Here is a 23,099-nt window from a genome sequence, read left to right on the forward strand (position 1 = left end):
GTCCGGATCGAACGCCCACGGATCAGAAGTCATGAACGCCGCCCGCTTCGTATACATCTTCCCAGGTGCACGCTTCTCCGGATCGTAGAAGCGCCGCCAATCCCACCGGTCGGGCGGTATCTCACGAACCCCGTCGCGTTTGTTGACGACAAAATCCCAGAACGATTCCGGAGATTCGATACCACCCGCATAGCGGCATCCGATTCCAACGATAGCGATATCAGACACTGTGACTCCTGGCCGACACAAACACTGTGTCCGCGAATCCTCGACCGGCTGCGGCGGCGGATCTCTGGACGCGGACTTCTGTCAGATTGGGCTCAGAGCGAAACCAGAATTCGGTCGCTCAGCGCTGATGGGCAATCTACCACGGGGCGCAGGTATTGCAATCCATCGAATAGACGGCAAGAAATATCTCGAAATGGTTGCCACAGAATTTTTTGTGAGCGTCTCGTTATTTTAGATCTTGATTCAGGTGGATCGGTTCGATTGGTCCGATCGACAGAATTCTTGCAAGAGCAAGGCCGTACCCCACACAAGGCACATTCCCGACGCAGGGAGCAGCGAGAAAGGTCAAATTCGGTGCATGCACCCGATTCGTTCCGAGAAAATGACCGAGCAGGGTTTCGATGCCGTCTCGCGCGTTCATCCAGCGTCACGTTTTGCTTACGTGAACGTTCCTTTTCTTGCCCGACCGTTCTCCGCCGCGCGTAGTGCATGCGGTTCGATCGCGCCGCGTATCAGCGCCCGCGCATCGATCGTCGTAGCCTTGTACGGCAGCAGTGCCAGTCGATCGCGCATTCCCGCCACCGGGTTGTCGATGGTATCGACCGATCCGAACAAGAACGACCACTCGTGTTCGTCACTGCCGTAGTGCACGACGGTATCGAATTGCTCATGGAAACGCTGCCACGATCGTTTCAGGGTCTCGTTGCGCCAAGCGGCCGCACATCCCGCTTGAGCGCCGAGCACGCCGCCGGGGGCGAGCAGCGAACGGCATCGGGACAGGAAATGCACCTCGTACAACCGGTTGTGCTGCGCGTGCTCGACGCGTTCATCCGGTAGGTCGATCACTATGACGTCGTAACGGGTCTTCGACCTCTCGGCAGTGGCCAGAAAATCCCAACCGTCCGCGTAGTGCATCGCGATAGGTCCGGTCCCCTCGACTGCGGCCGCGAGCTCGTCCACGGTGTAGCCATAGGGCAGATGCCGAGCGCACAACTCGACCGCACGCCGATCGATGTCGACATGATCGACGTGGGTGGCGCCAGCGGCGACCGACATCTGACTGGCCACACCCTCGCCGGAGCCGATGATCAGCACAGTGTCCAGCTTCTCGGCCAGCACGAAGGCCGGCACCAGCAGTGCCTCGTGATAGGTCAGCTGAGATAGCTCGGTGGACTGGCGATCACCGTCGCAGAACAGACCGATGCCCTGCTCGGTCCGCGCGATCACCACGTGCTGATACGCCGTGTGCGTGTCGGCGACCACCTCGTGCAGGTGCCAGACGCGAGTCAGCCCCGCCCCGACCGGTTCGGTGATTCTTTGTGCGGCGTGTCCTCTGCGGACGGACTGTGCACGCACCTGTCCGGGCGACAATGCGTTTCGGAGGAACTCGACGGCCTTCGCGGCCTGGTCACCATCGCCGCAGGTGAACACGTCCACAAAGATGTCACCGGATTCCGGGTAGGTGTGTATCGAGGCGTGTGACTCCGACAGCAGTGCAAGCACGGTCACCCCGCCCGGGTCGAACTTCTTGTGTACCACATCGCAGAGAGTGGCTCCGGCCTCGGTCAAGGACGCACGCAATGCCGACTCGAGGCGTCCGGGATCGTCACACAAGGCTGGATCGACTCCACTGAACTCCGCCAGTACATGCCAACCGGCGAATTCCGCTTTCATGGGCAACTCACTCTCACTCGGCGCCCGCGACCCATACGGTCAAGGGCGGAAAACCGTTGAACGACACCGATGAATAACTCGCGGTATAGGCACCGGTGTCCAGAATTCGAATGCGATCACCCGCCTGCACTGTGGTCGGTAGAAGGACTCGTGTGTGTTGGTACAGCACATCGTCGCCATCGCACGTCGGACCGGCCACCACGGCCACATCGACGGGGTCGTCGTCGCGGTCGGTGACGAACCTGTAGACGATGTACTCGTTCTCGGTCTCGGCCAGCCCGTTGTAGCGGCCGACGTCGAGATATACCCAGCGTCGGCCATCGGGCGCGGTTCGCACACCAATGACGTCGGTGTGCAGAATGCCGGCCGAACCGACCAGCGCTCGTCCCGGCTCGATGACCAATTCGATGTGTCGGGGCAAAAACTCTGCGGCAGCGCGCCCGATCACTCCGACGACATCCTCCGTCGCAGGCGCGGGATCGGCGTAGGTGATCGGTATTCCGCCGCCGATATTCACCGAAGCGACTGCAATGTCCTTCTTCGTCAATGCATCCGCCACGCGGCCGGCTTGTTCGATTCCGATGCGCCACGCGGCGGGGTCCAGTTGCTGGGAACCGACGTGGAAGCATGGTCCGGCGATGGCGAGACCGAGACCTGCTGCCCGCGCCAGCAGTCGGACCGCTTCATCCACGGTGCAGCCGAACTTGGCGCCGAACGGTGTGCGCGACTGTGGCGTCGCTGGCAGAAGGCGGCATTCCACTTCGGAACCAGGAGCGTGCGCACCGATACGCACCAGTTCGTCTTCGGTGTCGAAAGCGAAGCGGCGCACGCCCGAGGCGTATGCCGCAGCGATGTCGGCTGTCTTTTTGACCGGATTGCCGTAGCACAACTTTTCCGGTGCTACTCCGAGCCGCAGGCACAGGTCGACCTCGCCGACACCGGCCACGTCGAATTCTGCGCCCTCGTGGTCCAACAGCCGGATGACCTCTGCCACTGGACTCGCCTTGACCGCGAAACGAATTCTGGCCCAACCGACAGCGCGGGCGGACAAAGCGGCAAGGGCACGATAGTTTTCGCGCACACGCTCGGGATAGATGGCCAGGTAAGGCGTTTCGGGCATACGAGACTTTCACTCGACAGGGTTGAACGAGACTCCGTAGGGATGAACGAGATGGTCATCGGCTCCTCGTCCGACGCCGACTCCGGTGGGCACTGCTGGCTCGCCGAACTGCGTCTCAGCGGCTGGACTACGTGGGCGGACCGCGCGGAAGCGGTACCGACTCAACCGGCCGATATGGTGATGTCGTCGAACACGACCTCGCCGGCGACGTCGGACTCGGTGAGATCGACCACCGCGTCGATCGACCAGCCGTGGTCGCCCGCCGGGTCGTCGAGTACTTGTCGCACCTGCCAGAACCCCGGTCTTCGTTGAATGTGGAACAACTGGGGGCCTCTGGCATCGGACCCGGTCCCGATGAATTCGTACTCCGCGAAGTACTCTACGAGCGCTTCCGCCCAGTCCAGGCTCGGGTTCAGCTCGGTCAGACTGTCCCACCGGCGTCGGGCGGCCAGTTCGACTCGGCGGAACATGGCATTGCGAACCATCACGCGAAACGCGCGCTCATTCGCGGAGATCGGGCGCGTTGTGTCCGCTCCGACAGCGACCTGGCCGGTGTCGGTCTGTGCGCCCGGATTGGTCAGTTGCTCCCATTCATCGAGCAGACTCGAATCCACTTGGCGGACGACTTCTCCGAGCCACTCGGTGATGTCGTCGAGTTCTTCGGTGCGAGCGGACTCGGGCACCGTGCGTCGCAGGGCGCGATAGGCGTCCGCCAGGTAACGCAGGACGATGCCTTCGGAGCGAGACAGTCCGTAGAAGGAGATCAGCTCGGCGAAGGTCATGGAGCGCTCGATCATGTCGCGTACGACAGACTTCGGTGCGGGGGTGAATTCCGATACCCACGGGTGTCCGGTTCGGTAGGTCTCGTATGCGGGTTCGATCAATTCGGCCAGCGGCTTCGGCCAGGTTACCTCGTCGAGCAAATACATTCGTTCGTCGTAGTCGAGGCCATCGGCCTTCATCTCGGCAACCGCCTCGCCGCGGGCTTTGTGTTGCTGAGCCAGCAACAGTTGACGCGGATCCTCCAACGTGGACTCGATGAGCGACACCACATCGAGGGTATAACTGGTCGAGTTCTTGTCCAACAATTCGAACGCCGCCAGTGCAAAGGGGGACAATGGTTGGTCGAGGGCGAAATCACGTTGCAGATCGACCGTCAGGCGGGCGTGGCGGCCCAATGCATCCGGCTGCGGTAGCTGCTGGACGACTCCGGCGTCGCGCAACGCCCGGTAGAGTCGGATGGCCCGGATGATGTGTCGGCGTTGAGCGCCACGTGGTTCGTGATTGTCCTCGAGTAGATGACGCATGGCGGTGAAGCAGTTACCCGGTCGCGCGATCACATTCAGCAGCATGGCATTGGTCACGGTGAAGCGAGACACCATCGGTTCCGGTTGTGCTGCGACCAAGCGTTCGAAGGTCTCCTGGCTCCAGGAGACGAATCCTTCGGGTGGACGACGCCGCTGCACTTTGCGCTGCTTCTTCGGATCGTCGCCCGCTTTGGCCAGCAGCCGTGTGTTCTCCACCTCGTGATCGGGCGCCTGCACCACCACGGTGCCCATGGTGTCGTATCCTGCCCGACCCGCGCGACCGGAGATCTGGTGGAATTCACGTGCCTTCAGTCGCCGTGTGCGTACGCCGTCGAACTTGGTCAGACCGGTCAGCAGCACCGTACGGATGGGCACGTTGATGCCCACCCCGAGGGTGTCGGTGCCGCACACGACTTTCAGCAGGCCTTCCTGGGCGAGTCGTTCCACCAGGCGCCGGTATTTCGGCAGCATCCCCGCGTGATGCACACCCACGGCATGTCGGATCAGCCGAGACAAGGTCTTGCCGAACCCCGCAGAGAACCGGAAGTCGCCCACTGCCGCGGCAATCGCGGCTTTTTCTGCACGAGAAGCGAAATTCATGCTGGTCAGCGCCTGTGCGCGTTCGAGCGCGGCAGCCTGAGTGAAATGCACGACGTACACCGGTGCCTGGTGGGTGGTGACCAGCTCTTCCAATGTTTCGGTGATCGGGGTGCGGGCATAGGAGAAGCTCAGCGGCACAGGGCGCTCGGTACCGGCGACGATCGCGGTGGAGCGACCGGTACGGCGCTCGAGATCGGTGGCAAAGAAATCGACCGCGCCGAGGGTCGCCGACATCAGCAGGAACTGAGCGTGCCGCAATTCCAGCAACGGGATCTGCCACGCCCAACCGCGCTCGGGGTCGGCGTAGAAGTGGAACTCGTCCATGACCACCTGGCCGATATCGGCGTCCGCGCCTTCACGCAGGGCCAGGTTGGCCAGTATTTCCGCCGTGGCGCAGATGATCGGCGCCTCGGGGTTCACTGCAGCATCACCGGTGACCATGCCGACTCTGTCTGCGCCGAAGGCCGCACATAGCGCGAAGAACTTCTCGCTCACCAGCGCCTTGATCGGCGCGGTGTAATAGGTGCGCAGGCCCTGAGCGAGTGCGAACAGGTGCGCGCCGACGGCGACGAGTGACTTTCCGGAACCGGTCGGCGTGGCGAGAATGACATGGGACCCGGACGCCAACTCCAGCAATGCTTCGTCCTGTGCCGAGTACAACGGCGTACCCTGCTCGGCGGCCCACATTCCGAACGACTCGTAGAGTGCGTCGGCGTCGGTACCCGGGATGTCGAGCAGTTCGGTCAAATCCACTCCGACCACCCTACGGCCTCGAAGTCAGGCGCGTATCCAGGGTCGATCAGGGTGGTCGGACCGTGTCCGAGTCATCCCCGGTCGGTCTGGTCTTCGCCGTCGTAGCCACCCTGCTCGGCGAGGAACCGCTCGAATTCGGCGCCCAGTTCGTCACCGCTGGGTAATGTTCCGTCGGTCACCAACAGGCTCGACTGCCGCTCCTGGGACGTGACGAAGCTGTCGTATTGCCGTTCCAAGGCGTGCACGACGGTTTCTACCTCGGCATTACCCGCGATGTGATCGTTGACCTGTTCGCGCACCCGTGCTGCGGCCTCGTCGAGCGCGGCCAGCGGAATCTCCAGTCCGGCGTTGCTCGAGACATTCTCCAACAAGGTCTGTGCCGCTTCTGGGTAGGCCGTCTGCGCCAGGTAGTGCGGGACGTGGACCGAAAAACCCACCGACTCGTGGCCGTGTTGAGCCATTCGGAACTCGAGCAACGACGACACGCTACCCGGAAGCTCGAGCTCGCCCGGCCACCGCTGATGATCGGCGATCAGGCTGCGGTCGGCGGAATGCGCAGTCACTCCGAGTGGACGCGTGTGTGGGATCGCCATGGGGATTGCACTGAGCCCGATGCTGCGGCGAACGCCCAGTTGTTCGGCGAGTCGCCGGACCGCCGTGGTGAACTTCTCCCAGCGCAGGTCGGGCTCCAAGCCGGCGAGCAACAGGAACGGGGTACCAGCGGTGTCGCGTAGCGCCCAGAGGTTGAGTTCCGGCTCGCTGTAATCCGAAAAGTGATCCGATTTGAATGTCATCAGCGGACGCCGAGAGCGGTAGTCGAGCAGCTCGTCCACGTCGAACGCGGCAACCAACTCGGTTTCCAGGCTTTCGCGCAGGTGTGTGGTCGCCAACCGCACCGCGTGTCCGGCGTCGGTGAAGCCCTCCAGACCGTGTACCAAGACCGGGCCGGCGCCGTCGGCAGCCGACAGCTGAGGAGCGGGGAACTCCAATTCGTACATTCGCGACTCGTGATCCATCGCGTACTCCTTCCTGCGCGGTTCCTGCGGCCGGGACGTGCGCCTCCGAGGTCGATACGTCGCTCGCCCACACGTTGCCCGTGGTGGCGGGGCGCACCGATCGGCGGCCCGGCCGGGACTGGTATCCATTGTCCCCTATGCCGATGACGGCCACCGCGCACGGCCCGGCACCAGCCCACGCTGGGAGCCAACAGCAACGCCGGCCCGTGCATTCCCGATCCCCCGGCGTGGCGACGTCGGCCGCGGTCCCCGATTTGGCACAGTGAGGCTGTGACCATGGCGGTTCTGCCGCGGATGCGGCCGCACAGCGCTGCGGCTGTCGCGTGCGCGGTGCTGCTGGCCGGATGTGGGGCGCTGGTGCCCGGCCGTCCGGTACCGCTCGCGCCGACCGTCGTCACTCGACCCGTGCAGGCCGAACTGAGTACTTTGTTGCTGGACCCTGGGCAATTTCCCGCGCCCTACGAGGCGGTGGTTCTGCCCCCGCAGGCCGTATTACAGGCGGCCGGTGACCTGGACGGCGTGGGGCGCGGCGCGCATGTGCAGCCCCGCGGGTGCGGGACGCCGGACCGAGTGGTCGGGCCGAACTCCGCGGTAATGGCGGTCGGTGCGGACGAGGCCACTCGTGCCACCCTGACAGTCGAGTTGATCCGCACCGACGAGCCGTTGGCCGCACTGCGAACTCGGGTGACCGAATGCAGAGTGGTCCGAGTCGGCCGTGGCGGCGCCGTGACGGTTGTGACGACGCAGCTGTACGCGCCTCCCCGGGTCGAGGCCGACGATGTCATGGCCCTGCACAGGACCGTGCGCCCCCCTCCTGGCGCGACCGGGCCGGTCCAATCCATGTGGACACTCGCCGGTCAAGTCGGCGACGTGCGGATCTCGGCAACGTACATGTCGTTTACCGGTCACGAACCCGACTCGGAGGCGTTGGACGCAGTGTTCTCAACTGCCGTCGCAAAAGTATCGGAGCACCGATAGTCGGCTGCGCTGGCGTGCATTCCGCGCCAGCATAGCGGGTGACCCTGACATTGCCGCAGATCGGATCCCGCTTCCCGTCGGGTAGTGCACACTGTCAGCAGTGTTCCCAGCCATGATTGCCGGCCTGGTCGTAGCTGTGCCTCCCGAGACACCGACCGGCAGGCTCGACGTATGACTTCTGCGACACCGTTTCCTTCTGAATCATTCGATGCTGGATCGCTCGATGCCAGATCGGTCGATGCCAGATCGGTCGATGCCAGATCGGTCGATGCTGGATCGCTCGATGCTGGGCCCGCCGACGACACGGGCGGCTCGTCCCACCGTGGACCGCGAAGTCGAGACATGTGGACCTGCCCGGCGTCGGCGAACGCTCGGCCCGAGACCGGATCCGACCGTACCGATGCGCGGGATGAACGTTCGCTGGCGCCGGATTCCGGGACCGGGCCACGGGCAGGTGCAACGCACAGGGTCATACGCGGCCGAAGCGATGCCGCCGCGAAGCGAGGCGTTCCGGCTTCGCCGGAACGCTCGGTATGGGTGCACGATCCAGGAGAATTGATCTGCGCGGTGCCGGCGATGTTGGGCTTCACCCCGCAACGATCGATAGTCGTGTTCGTTTTGCGGCGTCGAGGCGCCGCCGGTGCGCAGGTGTATTCGGTCGTTCGGTTCGACCTGGATTCGACCGATGACCATAGCGCGCGTGCCGAGATGGTGGCTACCGCCGTGGCAAGGATCTGCGCGCAGACCTTCGCGGTGGATGTGTTCGCGGTCCTGGTCGATGACCGCATGTTCGGACCGCGACCGGCGGATCCCGACTGTCGCGGTGGCGCCGACGACGGTCAGGGTGCGTTGGGAGGTGCGCTCGGCGATCGCCTGGCCACGTTCGGTGTCGAATTGGGCGCGGTGTGGGCGATCCGCATGATCGCCGGCGGGCAACGATGGTGGACGCTGCTCGGCTCGGATCGGCACGGCGTGCTGCCTGATCCGGCCGCCTCGCCGGTTGCGTTGCTGCAGGTACTCGATGGCAGGCCGCTACGTGGGTCGCGTGCCGAGCTCACCAGCGCGGTCTCGGTGGATCCACAGGCGTGCGCCGAGGTAGCGGACCATCTGCGAGCCGCGCTCGACCTGGCTGGTGAACAATACGCACGGGCAGCGCGTGAGGGTGATCCGCGTGGCTACGTCGGGCAGGCACTCGACTACGTCCTGTGGCAGGTGGCCACTGTCGCCTCCGGCGCTACACCGACGCCGCCCGAACTTGCGAAACTTGCTGCAACCTTGCGTGTTCGAGCCGTGCGCGACGCCATGTTCGCCTTGGCAGTCGGTGAACATGCCGGTGCGGCCGAACAGCTATGGGGCACGCTGACCCGCGCATTGTCCGGTACCGACCGCGCCGACGCGGCCGTGCTGCTCGCCTACAGTGCCTATGTTCGGGGTGATGGTCCACTCGCCGGTATCGCGCTCGAGGCCGCGTTGGCGGCTGATTCGGGACATTCGATGGCGGGACTCCTCGATGCCGCCCGGCGAGTCGGTATGCACCCACGCCAGCTACGTCGACTCGCCCGTAGCGGCTACCGGATCGCGGGGAGCGTCGGTGTCGACCTCGAGAGGCCGCGGTGGTGAGAGATCGGCGCGCGGCGCTCGCCGCTCACTGTTTCGCGCTGTGTGCGCCAGAGCCCAATGACCGTAGAAATTCCCAAGCGTCGCTGACGATCTCGTCGAGGTCCTCATGGTCGGGGCGCCAACCCAATTCGGCGACAGCGCGGGCGCTGGAGGCGATCAACACCGCCGGATCCCCGAGACGTCGGGGAGCTTCCTGGACGGCAATCGGCAGACCGGTGACGCGCTCACACGCCGAGATCACATCACGAACGGAGAAGCCGGTGCCGGTGCCCAGATTGTAGATCCCATGGGTGCCTTCGCGCGCGGCCGCAAGCGCCAGCAGATGGGCCTGCGCGAGGTCGCGGATATGGATGTAATCGCGTATTGCAGTGCCGTCGGGTGTGGGCCAGTCGGTGCCGAAAACCGAGATCGCCTTGCGGTGCCCTGCCGCGACCTGCAAAACCAGCGGGATGAGGTGAGTTTCCACGACTCGGTTTTCGCCGAGACCCCCGTATGCTCCCGCGACATTGAAGTATCGGAGGCTGGTCGCTGCCAGTCCGTGCGCGATCGCGTAGGAGGTGATGGCATGGTCGACGGCCAACTTCGAAGCGCCGTAGGGATTGGTCGGTCGGGTCGGCGCGGACTCGGTGATCGGCACCTGCTCGGGTTCTCCGTAAACTGCCGCGGTGGAGGAGAACACCAGTCGTGGCGTGCCGCTGCGCCGCATAGCTTCCAGCAGTTCGAACGTCTTCACCACGTTGCCGCGCCAATACTTCTCAGGCTGCTGCACCGATTCGCCGACCAGCGACTGCGCGGCGAAGTGCAGCACACCATCGAAGACTTCCGAGCTCAACAGCGCAGGTGCTGCGGCCGCCACATCGCCCTCGACGAACCGTACGTCGGAAGGGACTCCATCCACATTGCCGGTGGACAAGTCATCGACCACGACCACCTCGTGCCCGGCTTCGACCAGAACCCGAGCGCACACGCCACCGACATAGCCGGCACCGCCGGTTACCAGAAGTTTCACTCGTCAGACCAGCTTCACCTGAACGGCGTGCGCCATCTCGTCGGACAGCTCGAAGCCGTGATGGCCCGGCACGGTGATGACGACCGCACCGGGTTTGTTCTCGACGGTGACTCGCGCATCCGGTACGACGCCCGCTTCCCGCAGGCGACCGATGACCTCCGGGTCGGTCTGAATGTGCTCGGCGAGCCGACGCACCACCACGGCATGGATCGGGCCAGGCGGAAGATCCGACAACCGCACCAACTTCTCGTCTGCGCCGGAGGTCGGCACGACGCCGAGCTCGTCCAGGCCGGGGATCGGGTTGCCGTACGGAGAGGTGGTGGGGTGGTTGAGTACTTCGACCAGACGCCGCTCGACGTCCTCGCTCATCACGTGCTCCCACCGACAAGCCTCCGCGTGTACGTTCTGCCAGTCGAGGCCGACGATGTCGACGAGTAGCCGTTCGGCCAATCGGTGTTTGCGCATCACCGCAACGGCCATGCTGCGGCCCTTCTCGGTCAGTTCGAGGTGGCGATCTCCAGCGACCAGGAGTAGACCGTCACGCTCCATCCGCGCAACAGTCTGGCTCACCGTCGGACCGCTCTGCTCGAGGCGCTCGGCGATTCGGGCGCGCAGGGGCACCACGCCCTCCTCTTCGAGGTCGTAGATTGTACGGAGATACATCTCCGTCGTATCGACCAAATCCTTCACTTGTTACCCCTTCGTCGGCACGAATTCTACCCACGGACGTTCGGCACTCCCGGTGTGCCGGACCGTGTCGCCTCGTGCTCCGCACGTGATCTCCGTCGAGCCACGACGAACCAGGCGGTCCGCGCCAGCCGGCCGCGGTCGCCTTGTCTGTATTTGTACTGCATACGAACATTGCGCAGGCTCCCCTGCTTCCCACTAGCGTTGCGAGTATGGACACTGCATCGCGTGGTGAATCCCCGATGTCGACTCCGTCCCGTGCGGCCCGGTCGGGAACTGTCGTGTGGACCGAACGGTTCCTGGACTACACCTGGACCCCCGAGCACCCGATGCAGCCGGCGCGGTTGAAGTTCACCATGGCGCTGGCGCGCAGCCTCGGACTGCTCGAGGGTGTCGAACTGCTCGAGCCCGCCACCGCCGAACGACCGGACTTGTTGCGCGTCCACACACCCGACTACCTCGACGCGGTCGAACATGCCGTGCAGCCGATCGGTTCGCCGGTAGCGCCGCCTTTCGGTCTGGGGTCGACCGACAATCCGGTGTTTCCCCATATGCACGAAGCGGCCTCGGCGATCGTCGGTGGAACGCTTGCCGCGGCCCGTGAGATCGCGCACGGTCGCACTCGGCGGGCGGTGAGCATCGGTGGCGGCATGCACCACGCCAGAGCCGACTCGGCTGCCGGGTTCTGCATCTACAACGACGCTGCCGTGGCCATCTCGTGGTTGCTGGACCACGGCTTCGATCGGATCGCCTACATCGACGTGGATGTCCATCACGGCGACGGTGTGCAGCGTACCTTCTACGGCGACCCTCGAGTGCTCACGATTTCGGTGCACCAACACCCCGCGACCTTGTGGCCGAATACAGGGTGGCCCGAAGAAACCGGCATCGGCGCGGCGGAAGGAACATCGGTCAATCTGGCCTTGTTGCCCGGAAGTCGGGACGCGCAATGGCTGCGGGGTTTCCACGCGGTCGTCCCCGGCGTGGTGGCTGCGTTCGGTCCGCAAATCGTGGTCAGCCAATGCGGCGTGGACACTCACCGAGAAGACCCCCTGGCCGACTTGGAACTCACCGTGGACGGTCAGCGCGCGGCTTTTCTGGCCATGCGCGAACTCGCCGACCGTTACGCTGAAGGACGCTGGTTGGCCGTCGGTGGTGGCGGATACGGTCTGATCCGAGTCGTTCCGCGAGCCTGGACTCATCTGCTGGCTCTGGCGTTGGACCGCACCATCGCCCCCTCGACGCCGATCCCTCAGAGCTGGATCGACGGTATCCGGATCGCGGCACCGCAGGTGGATCTGCCGCGGACCATGGGAGACGGCGGTGACGTCGCCTATCGCCCATGGGATGGCCCCGGAGGCGCGGGTGAAATCGGTGACGCGCAGCTCGACCGTGCCCGGCGCGCTGTCGACATGGCGGTGCTTGCCACCCGCCGGGCCACCTTCGGGCTCCTAGGGCTCGATCCGGAGGATCCTCGTGACTGATTTCACCAACACCTCCGCTGCTGTCTCGGCCCCTCCTCAGCACTGGTTCGCCGACGTCCTGGCTTCCGACGGCGGCGTCGTACGACTGCGGCCGATCACGCCCGACGACGCCGATCGACTGCAGGACTTCCATCGGTCGCTATCCGAGCGCACCAAATACCTTCGGTATTTCGGCCCATACCCCCAGATCTCGCCCACAGAGCTGTATCGGACCACACACCTGGACTATCACGACCGGGTCGGACTGCTGTTGGAATTGGGCGCGGCGATCGTGGCCGTGGGTCGCTACGAACTCTTGGACCGGGCCGGCCCACGTGCTGCGGAGGTCGCATTCGTCGTGGCCGATGGGCACCAAGGACGTGGTTTGGGCTCGATCCTGCTCGAACATCTGGCTGGAGCTGCCGCGGAGAACAAGATCGAAACTTTCGTCGCCGACGTGCTGGCGGAAAACAGCGTGATGGTGACGGTATTCCGCGACGCGGGCTACCAGGTGGAGCGCAACAGAGACGGCTCGGTGCTGCACCTGGAGTTCGCCATCGACCCGACCGAGGCGCTGCTGTCGGTGCGCGACTCCCGTGAGCGGGCATCCGAGGCGCGGAGTGTGGGAAATCTGCTGACACCACGGTCGGTGGCGGTTCTCGGTGCGACGCCCGCCGCGGGGCGGATCGGCAGAGTGGTTCTGGAGAACCTGTTGTCCGGTGCATTTCAGGGGCCGGTATTTCCGGTGAATCCGAACCGTACGTCGGTGTGCGGGGTACGCGCATACACGACATTGCGGGAGATTCCGGACGAGGTCGATCTCGCGGTGGTGACGGTGCCGCCCGCAGCGATCGGTTCGGCCCTCAACGACTGTATGGACAAGGGCGTCAAGGGCTTGGTCGTGTTGACCGTGGGATTCAGCGAGGCCGGCGACGACGGTGCGACGGCCGAAGGCGAACTGATCGCGGCCGCGCGCGGCCATGGCATGCGTGTGGTCGGCCCGAGCGCACTCGGTATAGCGAACACCGACCCGACGGTAGCGCTGAACGCGACGTTGGCGCCGCTGCTGCCCACCCGGGGGCGGATCGGATTCTTCTGCCAATCCGGCCCGCTCGGGGCAGTCATTCTCGGTGAAGCTGCGATGCGCAATCTCGGTCTGTCGACCTTCGTGGCGGCGGGTAACCGGGCGGACGTTTCGGGAAACGACCTGTTGCAGTATTGGGACACCGACCCGGACACCGATGTGGTGCTGTTGTATCTCGAAAGCTTCGGCAATCCGCGCAAGTTCTCTCGGATCGCTCGCCGGGTAGCCAGGACCAAACCCATCGTCGCGGTGAGTACCGGTCGTGCGGTAGCCCAATCGGCGGGGGACATGGATCGCTCCATTGTCCGGGATCTGTTCGCTCAAGCCGGAATAATCCAGGTCGACTCGGTCTCCGAACTCTTCGATTGTGCCGCGCTGCTGGGCTACCAGCCCCTGCCACGTGGCTCACGGTTGGCTGTCGTCGGTAACAGCGCGACCCTCAATCGATTGGCAGTCGGGGCAGCCCAGGGCGAAGGGCTGCAGGTGTGTGCCCCGGTGAACCTCGGACCGCAGGCGACTCCAGGTACCTACCTGGACGCGCTCGTCGCTGCCCTGCGGTCAGAGGACTATGACTCCGTCATCGTGGTCTTCGCGCCGCCGGTGCCACTGCCGACCGCGCCGTTCGCCGAGGCGATCCGAACCGCTGCGGTTGCCGTACCCAGCGCACACAAGCCGATTCTCACCACCTTCGTCGCCGAGCAGGGGGTTCCGAACCTGCTCGCGGTCCGTGGCGTGGGCGGTGGTGCTGTGCGCGGATCCATACCGTCGTATCCCGACCCCGAGCGCGCGGCACAGGCGCTGGCCCGGGCGCGGCGGTACGCGGAATGGCGCACCAGGCCGGTGTCCCCGGTGGTGCGACCGCCAGGGATGGACACCGAGCGCGCGCGTGCGCTGGTGGCGGGGTGGATGCCCGAATCCGGCGGACGCTGGCTCACCGATCTCGAAACGGTGCAACTGCTGGCCTGCTACGGCATCTCGGTCGTGGAGTTCCGGGAGGTGCGCACTGCCGAGGAGGCAGTCGCGGCATCGGAGGAACTCGGCTATCCGGTCGCGGCCAAGGCGACTGGAGAACTGTGGCGCACCAGGCCGGACCTCAATGGAGTGCGACTGGATCTCTGGCGGCCCGACGCAGTCCGGCAGGGGTATGCCGACCTGGTCGACCTGTGCGGTGATCCCGTGTTGCACATCCAGAAGATGGCGACCAGAGGAGTCGGCGTCATTCTGCGCGTCCAGGACGATCCGTCGTTCGGCTCGGTGATCGAGTTCGGCCTCTCCGGTTTGATAATCGAACTGCTGGGAGACCGTGCCTACCGCGCGCTACCGCTGACCGCCGACGAAGCCGCCGCTCTGATCGACGCACCACGTGCGGCACCTTTGCTGTCTGGAACTCCGGCGAGTCCGCGCGTCGACAAAGCCGCCCTCGCCGAGCTGGCCCAGCGGATCTCGGCCTTGTTCGACGACTTGCCGGAGATGCGGGACCTGTTCTTCGATCCTGTCCTGGCCTCACCGAACTCGGCCGAGATCATCTACGCGCGCGGCCGCATCGGCCCGGAGCCCAGCCGTTTCGACACCGGCCCCCGCCGACTGATGTAGCCCGGTCGCGGGCGGTGCCGAGCTACACCCGACTCGGACACTGGCCAGCGGCCCGGGGATCGATTCATAGGGACCCGTGGTTCAGCTGGCGGTTCAGCTGGCGTAGGCGCGCAGTCGATCGGCACGTTCGCCCTTGCGAAGTTTGGTCATGACCTCACGCTCGATCTGGCGGACCCGTTCGCGGGACAGGCCGAAGAGTTTGCCGATCTGGTCCAGGGTTCGCGGCTGACCGTCGTCCAGGCCGAACCGCAGTCGGATGACCTGCTGTTCTCGCTCGTCCAGCGTGGCCAGCACACTGCGCACATCATGGTGCAGCAGGCCGGCAATGACCGCCGATTCGGCCGAGGTCGCCTCGGAGTCTTCGATGAAATCACCCAGCGGAGCCTCTTCGTCGTTGCCTACCGGCATGTCCAGACTCACCGGATCGCGGCTGTGGTCGAGCAGGTCGGAGATTTTCTCCACCGGAATACCGGATTCGACGGCGAGTTCGTCGTCGGTGGCTTCTCGGCCCAACTGCTGGTGCAGTTCGCGTTTGATCCTGGCAAGCTTGTTCACCTGCTCGACGAGGTGGACCGGCAGTCGGATCGTCCGGCTTTGATCGGCCATGCCGCGAGTGATGGCCTGCCTGATCCACCAGGTGGCATAGGTCGAGAATTTGAAGCCCTTGGTGTAGTCGAACTTTTCCATGGCGCGAATCAACCCGAGGTTGCCCTCTTGAATGAGGTCGAGCAGAGGCATTCCGCGACCGGTGTACCGCTTGGCGAGTGAAACGACCAGACGTAGATTCGCCTCGAGTAGATGGGAGCGAGCGGCCTGACCTTCACGCACTATGACGGCCAGATCGCGCTTGCGCACCGCGGACAGTCGCTTGCCGGTCTCCAATAAGAACTGCGCGTAGAGTCCCGCCTCGATGCGTTTGGCCAGCTCGACCTCGTCGGCGGCCGTCAGCAGCGCCGTGCGGCCGATTCCGTTCAGGTACACACGTACCAAGTCGGCGGCGGGGCTCTGGGCGTCGAGGTCCGAATCGCTGGCGCGCACGCGAGTGGTGGCGGGGCTTGTCATGACTTGCCTCCTGTCGGTGGTGTCTCACTCCGATCAACGGACCCGACACCGAGAAAGTTCCCCGCTGCGCCCGGCGTAAACCGCTCTGAGCTGCGGTTTTATTGCCTAACGTCTGAGAAGTTCCTGAGAAGCTCCGGATTGTGGAACATCGGCGACCGCTCCTGCGGCGGATACCGCTGACGGACGGACATACCGGCGCCGGCGCCGGACGGCAGTCAGACCTCGCGGGGATCACTCGCGGTGACGCAGTACGGCGCGTCGCTCGGGTCGCTGAGGACGATCCAGTGCTCATGGCGTTGCACAACCGTCGCGCCGAGCCGCTCATGGCGAGCAGCAGTGGCCGCGATATCGTCGGTTGCCAGGTCGACGTGTGCGTTGGCCGGGCGATTCTCGCCGAGGCGTTGGAACAGCAGTTGCACCGGCAGTTGCTCGTCGGAGTGCAATCGTGCGAACTCCGGACGCCGGGTGCGACTCGAGGTCCAGCCGGTCAACAATGTCCAGAATCGGGTTTCGACATCGACATCGGCGGGGCCGATGTCGATGCACACTCGAGCCAGACGAGAGATCGTGCCGTCCGGCGCCCGTGTTGCCGGCGCCGAGGGGCTGGTGACTGCGCTGCTGGAAGTGAAACAGAAACAGTGGCCGGCGGGGGAGCGCACTACGGCATATCGGGTATGGTTGGCGACCAGTTCGGCACCCAAGTCGAGCGCGATACGGACGGCGGAGGGGATGTCGTCGACGTCGAGGTCGAGGTGGACGCCGCCAAGGCCGGTCACCGCCTGCATCTTGATGTTCGCCGCGGCGAACAGTGCCGGATCGGGCAACAGGGTGAGGAACTCGGCGTGGGCACCGCGTCGCGGAGACGGCTGGGTGCCGGTGACCGCGGACCAGAACCGTGCGCAATCGTCGAAGCGTTGCGCCGGCCGGTCCAGGAAGACCCAGATCCACCGAATCATGTCCACTCCTGTCTCGTTCCTCGCGACACCCTAGGTATCGGCGTGGGGCTTGTCGAGCAGAGTGCAGCTGCGGTACTCGAGACGAACACTGTGGTACAGGGCATTTTCGCCGGTCGGTTTCGTGTTGTCGGCAGCCGGGGCGATCGCGTACGGCGTGTCGGGGAACCAGATCGACGGCGCGGGGCCGTTCGTTCGCTCGATCCAGCCCTGCAGCTCGTCCCGAGGTGGCTGTTCAGCCCCCGATGACGTGATGGGGACGAGGTTCGATGGCCGGGCGGGGGCGATCCCACCGGCTCGGTTCGTCTTTGCGACGGGGTGGGCGATCATTGGCGATCAGAACCGCGATCCACGGCAATGGAATGGATGCAACGATGATCAGGATGGACAACAGCGGACTGCCGACCGCGCTGTAGGCGATCGCAGCGAGCAACAGACACGGGATCCGAAACGACATGATGATCATGTACCGCCGCACTCGCGAACGGTGCTGGTCCTGCAGCGACGGCGCCGCCTCGGTGATGAGTGCCGGGTGCCTGCTATCACTGCCCGGGAAATACCCCGAAGAACCGCGAGGCTGCGTCGGCATCGCCACCTGCGGGTGCTGCTCGCGGTCGCGGCCGTCGGCGGAAGGGGAGTCGCCGTTGTGCTGCATACCCCGAGTCTTCCACTAGCGCGGTTTCGACGCACACCGCGGTCGGCATTTCGATCTCCGGATGCGGCATCATGGAGTACGTGAGCACCGACACCTTGGTTCGCCCAGATGCGACGACCGACGAGACGACGGACGACGACACCCCGAAGTTCTTCCACTACGTCAAGAAGGACAAGATCGCCGAGAGTGCCGTGATGGGCACCCACGTGGTAGCGCTGTGCGGCGAGGTATTCCCGGTGACTCGCTCGCCGAAACCCGGTTCTCCCGTGTGTCCGGAATGCAAGAAGGTCTACGACCGCTTACGCAAGGGGGACTGAGGCCAGGGCGGCCGAGGCCCGCTCCCATTTTCCGGGCTCGGAATGGGGCCGCCACTGGCCACTGACGCATGGCAGCCGGTGGAGTCGCTGGAGGGGGCAGTGGTGTGGACCTGTTCCTGCGCTCGGGTATCGGCCCTCGCGTCACTGGTTCGCATCAACTGGTCCATCAGCCATATCGTGACTCGCTCCACCCGCGTGGCATGGGCGGGGATTCGTGCCACGCGCGAGGCGTGGGCCGGCCAGATCTGCTGCACGACGGCGTTGAACTCCGCACCGAGAATCACCGCGAAACCGAGGAAGAAGGCGAACAACAGGAATGCAATCGGCGTCGAGAGCGCGCCATAGGTGACACCTGTTCGCGAGATCCATGTCAAGTAGCGGCGAAGCAGCTCGCTGGCGGTCATGAAGAATACTCCGGCGACCAGCGCTCCGCCGAAGAGTCGACGCCATGGCAGTGGGGCGTGCAGAGCCAGTTTGTACAGCGTGGTGAGCCCGACGATCAGGAGAAGACCGACGCCCGGGTAGTAACAGAAATCCAGCAGCCGTAGTCCGGTCGCTCGCCATCCAGCTGGAAGCGCTTGGCCGAGCAAAGTCGGCCCCAGTGCCACCAAAGGCAGGATGAACACAGCTGCTACCAGCAACAGCACATACAGCAGCAGTGCGAAGATCCGCTGCCATATCGGGTGCCGTGCATCCTGCTGGTCGTGGGCCTCGACGATAGCGGCGACGAAGGTTGCCATGGCCGAGGATCCCGCCCACAGCGACAGCACGAAGCCGACCGAGACCACCGCCCCGCGTCCACGCCCGAGGACATCGTGCACCGTGGGCTCGATGAGGTCGGAGACCACGGTCGCACTGAACAGTTCCCGGCTGAACCCGATGATCTTGGACTCGACGACCTGCACCGTGTCCGGACCGAACCACCCCCCGACATAGCCGAGACTGCCCAGTACTCCGAGCAACAGCGGTGCCAGCGACAGCGTCTGCCAGAAGGCTGCTGCCGCCGATTTGGCGAAGATCGAATCCACCCAGGCCTTCTTCGCGACGTGCACGATCACGTTGGCCGTCTGCCGGGCGACATGCCCTGGCCAAGCGCTCGCTCGGTCGCGCGCGGTTCGCGATTGCAGCGCGTCGGCGCGACTCGCCACAGCGTCGGCGCGACTCGCCACAGCGTCGGCGCCCGACGCGGTGCCGGCAATGGTCTCGTGCTCGGTCATCGTGACCTACAGCATCGCGCACTGCATCGACAGTCCGCACGGCGCGGGTAGGGCATGTCGGTGGGGCCGGCCCTCGCGCAGGCCGGAGGTATGTGATGTCGGATCGGGCGGCCCCGCTTGGTTTGGCTTCAGGCCGTATCGGACCATTAGGGTCGTATACGTGACTGGGTCGGACCGTGCTGCGGCAGCAGAAGCAGGAACGCCGGGAGGCCCGATCGCAGCCACGCCGCCCGGACCTCCTCTTCGTACCTGGCAGCGACGGGCGTTGACGCGGTACTTGGCCACCAGGCCGCGAGATTTCCTGGCGGTTGCCACTCCAGGAGCCGGGAAAACCACATTCGCGCTCCGCGTCGCCGCGGAGCTGCTGGCCGATCGCACCGTGGACCAGATCACGGTGGTCACGCCGACCGAACACCTCAAGCACCAGTGGGCGCAGTCCGCCTCGCGGATCGGGATCGCCTTGGACTCGCGATTCTCCAACACCACGGGGGCCACCTCGGGGGACTATCACGGGGTCGTCGTCACGTATGCGCAGGTCGCCGCTCATCCTGCTCGGCACCGGGTGCGTACCGAAAATCGTCGGACGCTAGTGGTGCTCGATGAGATCCACCACGCGGGCGACGCCAAGAGCTGGGGTGAGGCGACAGCCGAGGCATTCGCCGATGCGACTCGTCGCCTGGCGCTGACCGGTACCCCGTTCCGCAGCGACGACAGTCGGATTCCGTTCGTCGTCTACGAACCCGACGAATCCGGCTTCGCGAAGTCGCGCGCCGATCATTCCTATGGGTACGCCGAGGCGCTTGCCGACGGTGTGGTGCGGCCGGTGGTCTTTCTGGCGTATTCCGGCGAGGCGCATTGGCGCGACAGCGCGGGCGCAGAATACTCCGCCAGGCTCGGTGAGCCACTCGATGCCGAGCAGACCGCACGGGCGTGGCGAACCGCACTGGATCCGGCCGGCGATTGGATGTCGGCTGTGCTTCGCGCCGCGGATACCCGGCTGCGCCAGAAGCGTGCCTCCGGTATGCCCGACGCGGGTGGACTGGTGATCGCCACGGACCAGGACCGGGCGCGTCATTATGCCGAACTACTGGAACATCTTTCGGGCGAGAAGCCGGTGTTGGTGCTGTCCGACGACCCCGACTCTTCGAACCGGATCGCAGAATTCGGCACGGGCACGCAGCCTTGGATGGTCGCGGTCCGCATGGTATCGGAGGGCGTGGATGTGCCACGTCTTGCCGTTGGTGTCTACGCGACCAGCGCTGCCACTCCACTGTATTTCGCCCAGGCGATCGGCCGCTTCGTCCGGGCGCGCAGGCCGGGCGAGACGGCCAGCGTATTCCTACCGTCGGTGCCCGTGCTGTTGGATCTGGCCGCACAACTCGAGCTGCAGCGTGACCACGTCATCGGCAAACCGCACCGGGAGCGCAACGGTTTTGCCGACGAGTTGTTGGTGCAGGCTCGCACACCGCAGGACGAGCCGGGTGAGCAGGAGAAGTCCTTCGTCGCTCTAGCAGCGGACGCTGAACTCGACCAAGTCATCTATGACGGGTCGTCGTTCGGCACGGCCACGGTCGCCGGAAGTGACGAAGAAGCCGACTACCTGGGCATTCCCGGGCTGCTCGATGCCGAGCAAATGCGGACATTGCTGCGCGAACGGCAGGCCAGGCAGGTCGCCGATCGCAGCGCGGTCGCCGCCGCGCCCGCGCCCGATCCTCCGGTCGCTCGTCCCGCGCAGCGCGCCGTGATCGCTGATCGGCTCGGTGAGCTTCGACGTGAGCTCAATAGCCTGGTGGCTTTGCATCACCACCGCACCGGCAAACCGCACGGCGTGATCCACGGTGAGTTGCGTCGCGAATGTGGAGGTCCGCCGACCGCGTTGGCAACTGCGGAACAACTCGACGAGCGGATCGCCGCTCTGCGCCGGAAATAGTCGTGCGCCGGAAATAGCCGTGGGCGCAAATAGCCGTCGCCGCGCCGCTCGGGGAGGGCTGCCGACACAACGGCAGCGGACGATGCACCGATCGTCCGCTGCCTGGGGAAACGGTGTTCTGTTGTCGGATGCTGTTGTCTCAGGACGCGAGGAGCGGATCAGAGCTCCGGAGCGGACTCCGTATCGATGACGGCGTCGAGCTCACGCAATCGATCCATGTGTTCATTCGCGTGGTGCTGGCAGAAGAGCAACTCTCCACCGGCGGGCAAGGTGGCCCGCACTCGGGCCGCTGCGCCGCACCGGTCGCAGCGATCCACCGCGGTCAGTGGGGTGCTTGTCAGGGTTCCTGGCATGACTCCTCCGTCCTGGCTCCCGGTACCGACGACCGTTTGCCTGGTGTAGGGCTCGTGGTCACTCACCACGGGCTCGCTACCGCTACTTCCCAGCAGGGGTAGGACTACTTTGTCAGACGTTCGAGACGGGGGACTTTGTTCCCGTGAGCTACTCAGTGTGTTTTCGCTAACACGACCTGCGTTTTTCGCTCTGAGCGAACACCACGGGTTCGGTATCCGAGTGTGCTCGCCATCTTCTCGATCAGCTGATTCAGTTGTCTACCGGGAGATTACCCGTGACCTACGACACTCACACGTTGGTTGCTCGCTCGGCCGTGGACGACTGGCGCCCAGCCAGTTTCGTCGCGAGCCGCGCGCACCGCCTCTGGCGGAGGCGACCTCTCGCGCAGGAGACGCTGTCGATACTGCCGCACACGCAGCCGTCCAGCGCAGCGGGCGCCGTGGCCGGCCGGTATGTCACAGCACAACCGGTTGTACCGCAACACGATTCGGTGTGCACGCCGGATCGTCGAATAGCGGCGGGCGAGTTCGCCATGGCCAGATGGACAGTTCGCGCATGCGCACCGAAATGGCCACCACGCGTGTGGCATCCACCTGGTGCCGGTCCCGCGGAACTGGACCACATTGTCGTCCCATGACTGTTGTCGGCACGCCTAGGGCGTCGGTGCTGCGTCGTGTAGGTCGTGCCGGCCGACGTGGCGTTCTGATCGATGAGCTCCGCCGTCGCACGGGACTCGGGCGCGATGGGCCGTGAGACGCCGGTCTCCCTCGATGGGTGACCGGCGTCTCTGAATGGGCGCCGCGATGGTCGTTGTCGACCGGCGGAACGGCATGTCGGCCGAAACGCCGACCGAACCGTTTAGCGATACCGACATCCGGCTAGTCTTGAGAGCGTGAACGTCGATGTCACTGCACTACCCGGAATCGGTGTCCGCAAGGACTTCGAAGTCCGGTCCGGTCGCCGGGTCGGCGTGGTCGCCCACCGCAACGGCGATATCGACTTGATCATCTCCAAGCTCGATGACCCCGATGCCTGCGTTGCGCAGATCCGGTTGACCACCGACGAGGCGTCGGTGCTCGTCAATCTGCTGGGCGCCCCGCAACTGGTCGCCAAGCTCAAAGATGATCAGCGCGACCTGCCGGGCATAACGACCCGCCAGTTGGGGATCGGCAACGAGTCCCCCTACAACGGCCGCGCCCTAGGGGAGACCGAGATGCGGACCCGCACGAAGGTCTCGATCGTCGCGGTGATGCGGGCAGGGCAACTACACCCTTCCCCTGGCCCCGACTTCCTGTTCACCGAAGGTGACCTGCTGGTCGTCGTCGGCACCCCGGAAGGTCTCGATGCCGCCGCCCGGATCTTGTCCCACGGTTGATGCAGGACTGCTCGGGCGGGATTCGGGCCTACCGGGCGACGCTGGCACAGTGCTTCGCCACGACGTCGTTGGAATGAGCCGCGCGAAGCAGCGGCTCATTCCAG

General features: G+C 65.0%; 19 protein-coding genes. 7 read left to right on the forward strand and 12 right to left on the reverse strand.

The window, feature by feature from the left end; translation table 11 throughout:
- The 5 genes from K940_RS26960 to K940_RS0104735 all read right to left on the reverse strand — a co-directional run.
- The coding region (locus K940_RS26960) for a beta-ketoacyl synthase N-terminal-like domain-containing protein (protein WP_036527565.1) at positions 1 to 228 on the reverse strand (228 nt) is incomplete at its 3' end.
- Positions 229 to 666: 438 nt separating this feature from the next.
- On the reverse strand, positions 667 to 1,902 hold the full coding sequence (speD, locus tag K940_RS0104720) for an adenosylmethionine decarboxylase (RefSeq protein WP_028476585.1): 1,236 nt from the start codon (positions 1,900 to 1,902) through the stop codon (positions 667 to 669).
- A 13-nt stretch (positions 1,903 to 1,915) separates the two neighbouring features.
- Complete coding sequence (locus K940_RS0104725; protein WP_028476586.1) at positions 1,916 to 3,022, reverse strand: type III PLP-dependent enzyme; 1,107 nt, start codon at positions 3,020 to 3,022, stop codon at positions 1,916 to 1,918.
- Between the two features lie 161 nt (positions 3,023 to 3,183).
- Positions 3,184 to 5,682: an RNA helicase gene (locus tag K940_RS0104730; RefSeq protein ID WP_028476587.1), complete on the reverse strand. Its 2,499-nt coding sequence runs from the start codon at positions 5,680 to 5,682 to the stop codon at positions 3,184 to 3,186.
- 71 nt (positions 5,683 to 5,753) lie between these two features.
- Positions 5,754 to 6,698, reverse strand: a complete 945-nt coding sequence (locus tag K940_RS0104735) for a PAC2 family protein (RefSeq protein WP_028476588.1) — start codon at positions 6,696 to 6,698, stop codon at positions 5,754 to 5,756.
- A gap of 276 nt (positions 6,699 to 6,974) precedes the next feature.
- On the opposite strand from K940_RS0104735, the gene K940_RS0104740 reads away from it, so the two are divergent.
- Positions 6,975 to 7,676: a hypothetical protein gene (locus tag K940_RS0104740; RefSeq protein WP_051406918.1), complete on the forward strand. Its 702-nt coding sequence runs from the start codon at positions 6,975 to 6,977 to the stop codon at positions 7,674 to 7,676.
- A 537-nt stretch (positions 7,677 to 8,213) separates the two neighbouring features.
- Positions 8,214 to 9,296: a DUF4192 domain-containing protein gene (locus tag K940_RS26965; protein WP_036527612.1), complete on the forward strand. Its 1,083-nt coding sequence runs from the start codon at positions 8,214 to 8,216 to the stop codon at positions 9,294 to 9,296.
- Between the two features lie 25 nt (positions 9,297 to 9,321).
- On the opposite strand, the gene galE is transcribed toward K940_RS26965, so the two are convergent.
- Positions 9,322 to 10,305, reverse strand: coding sequence for a UDP-glucose 4-epimerase GalE (galE, locus tag K940_RS0104750; RefSeq protein ID WP_028476590.1), 984 nt, complete (start codon positions 10,303 to 10,305; stop codon positions 9,322 to 9,324).
- Between the two features lie 3 nt (positions 10,306 to 10,308).
- Complete coding sequence (locus K940_RS0104755) at positions 10,309 to 10,995, reverse strand: metal-dependent transcriptional regulator (protein WP_028476591.1); 687 nt, start codon at positions 10,993 to 10,995, stop codon at positions 10,309 to 10,311.
- A gap of 239 nt (positions 10,996 to 11,234) precedes the next feature.
- Here K940_RS0104755 and K940_RS0104760 point away from each other — a divergent pair, with 239 nt between their 5' ends.
- Positions 11,235 to 12,476, forward strand: a complete 1,242-nt coding sequence (locus K940_RS0104760) for an acetoin utilization protein AcuC (protein ID WP_028476592.1) — start codon at positions 11,235 to 11,237, stop codon at positions 12,474 to 12,476.
- Positions 12,469 to 15,132: a GNAT family N-acetyltransferase gene (locus K940_RS26970; protein ID WP_231390246.1), complete on the forward strand. Its 2,664-nt coding sequence runs from the start codon at positions 12,469 to 12,471 to the stop codon at positions 15,130 to 15,132. Before K940_RS0104760 ends, K940_RS26970 begins: the two co-directional genes overlap by 8 nt.
- Positions 15,133 to 15,225: 93 nt before the next feature.
- Here K940_RS26970 and K940_RS0104770 read toward each other — a convergent pair whose 3' ends face one another.
- The 3 genes from K940_RS0104770 to K940_RS0104785 all read right to left on the reverse strand — a co-directional run bounded on the left by K940_RS0104770 (position 15,226) and on the right by K940_RS0104785 (position 17,802).
- Positions 15,226 to 16,194: a sigma-70 family RNA polymerase sigma factor gene (locus K940_RS0104770; RefSeq protein ID WP_028476593.1), complete on the reverse strand. Its 969-nt coding sequence runs from the start codon at positions 16,192 to 16,194 to the stop codon at positions 15,226 to 15,228.
- A gap of 215 nt (positions 16,195 to 16,409) precedes the next feature.
- Positions 16,410 to 17,150: a VOC family protein gene (locus K940_RS0104775; RefSeq protein ID WP_028476594.1), complete on the reverse strand. Its 741-nt coding sequence runs from the start codon at positions 17,148 to 17,150 to the stop codon at positions 16,410 to 16,412.
- 232 nt (positions 17,151 to 17,382) lie between these two features.
- Complete coding sequence (locus K940_RS0104785) at positions 17,383 to 17,802, reverse strand: DUF3099 domain-containing protein (protein ID WP_028476596.1); 420 nt, start codon at positions 17,800 to 17,802, stop codon at positions 17,383 to 17,385.
- A gap of 80 nt (positions 17,803 to 17,882) precedes the next feature.
- On the opposite strand from K940_RS0104785, the gene K940_RS0104790 reads away from it, so the two are divergent.
- Entirely contained in the window at positions 17,883 to 18,119 is a 237-nt protein-coding gene (locus tag K940_RS0104790; protein WP_028476597.1) for a DUF3039 domain-containing protein, read from the forward strand.
- Here K940_RS0104790 and K940_RS26975 read toward each other — a convergent pair.
- Positions 18,092 to 19,177 (reverse strand): YihY/virulence factor BrkB family protein, encoded by a 1,086-nt coding sequence (locus K940_RS26975; RefSeq protein ID WP_369797470.1) that lies wholly within the window; start codon positions 19,175 to 19,177, stop codon positions 18,092 to 18,094. The genes K940_RS0104790 and K940_RS26975 overlap by 28 nt on opposite strands.
- Before the next feature lie 373 nt (positions 19,178 to 19,550).
- Here K940_RS26975 and K940_RS0104800 point away from each other — a divergent pair, with 373 nt between their 5' ends.
- Positions 19,551 to 21,266, forward strand: a complete 1,716-nt coding sequence (locus tag K940_RS0104800; protein ID WP_028476598.1) for a DEAD/DEAH box helicase — start codon at positions 19,551 to 19,553, stop codon at positions 21,264 to 21,266.
- Between the two features lie 158 nt (positions 21,267 to 21,424).
- On the opposite strand, the gene K940_RS0104805 is transcribed toward K940_RS0104800, so the two are convergent.
- Complete coding sequence (locus K940_RS0104805) at positions 21,425 to 21,619, reverse strand: hypothetical protein (RefSeq protein ID WP_028476599.1); 195 nt, start codon at positions 21,617 to 21,619, stop codon at positions 21,425 to 21,427.
- Positions 21,620 to 22,512: 893 nt separating this feature from the next.
- On the opposite strand from K940_RS0104805, the gene K940_RS0104820 reads away from it, so the two are divergent.
- Positions 22,513 to 22,995: a TrkA C-terminal domain-containing protein gene (locus tag K940_RS0104820; protein ID WP_028476601.1), complete on the forward strand. Its 483-nt coding sequence runs from the start codon at positions 22,513 to 22,515 to the stop codon at positions 22,993 to 22,995.
- Positions 22,996 to 23,099 lie beyond the last annotated feature (104 nt).

The organism is Nocardia sp. CNY236 (assembly GCF_000482385.1).
Taxonomy (GTDB): domain Bacteria; phylum Actinomycetota; class Actinomycetes; order Mycobacteriales; family Mycobacteriaceae; genus Nocardia.

Bases quoted from the DNA above. Each gene is read 5' to 3' on its own strand.
- K940_RS0104775 (WP_028476594.1), bottom strand. From the start codon at position 17,150: ATGATTCGGTGGATCTGGGTCTTCCTGGACCGGCCGGCGCAACGCTTC.
- K940_RS0104740 (WP_051406918.1), top strand. From the start codon at position 6,975: ATGGCGGTTCTGCCGCGGATGCGGCCGCACAGCGCTGCGGCTGTCGCG.
- K940_RS0104770 (WP_028476593.1), bottom strand. From the start codon at position 16,194: ATGACAAGCCCCGCCACCACTCGCGTGCGCGCCAGCGATTCGGACCTC.
- K940_RS0104725 (WP_028476586.1), bottom strand. From the start codon at position 3,022: ATGCCCGAAACGCCTTACCTGGCCATCTATCCCGAGCGTGTGCGCGAA.
- K940_RS0104805 (WP_028476599.1), bottom strand. From the start codon at position 21,619: ATGCCAGGAACCCTGACAAGCACCCCACTGACCGCGGTGGATCGCTGC.
- speD (WP_028476585.1), bottom strand. From the start codon at position 1,902: ATGAAAGCGGAATTCGCCGGTTGGCATGTACTGGCGGAGTTCAGTGGA.
- K940_RS0104785 (WP_028476596.1), bottom strand. From the start codon at position 17,802: ATGCAGCACAACGGCGACTCCCCTTCCGCCGACGGCCGCGACCGCGAG.
- K940_RS0104735 (WP_028476588.1), bottom strand. From the start codon at position 6,698: ATGGATCACGAGTCGCGAATGTACGAATTGGAGTTCCCCGCTCCTCAG.
- K940_RS0104760 (WP_028476592.1), top strand. From the start codon at position 11,235: ATGTCGACTCCGTCCCGTGCGGCCCGGTCGGGAACTGTCGTGTGGACC.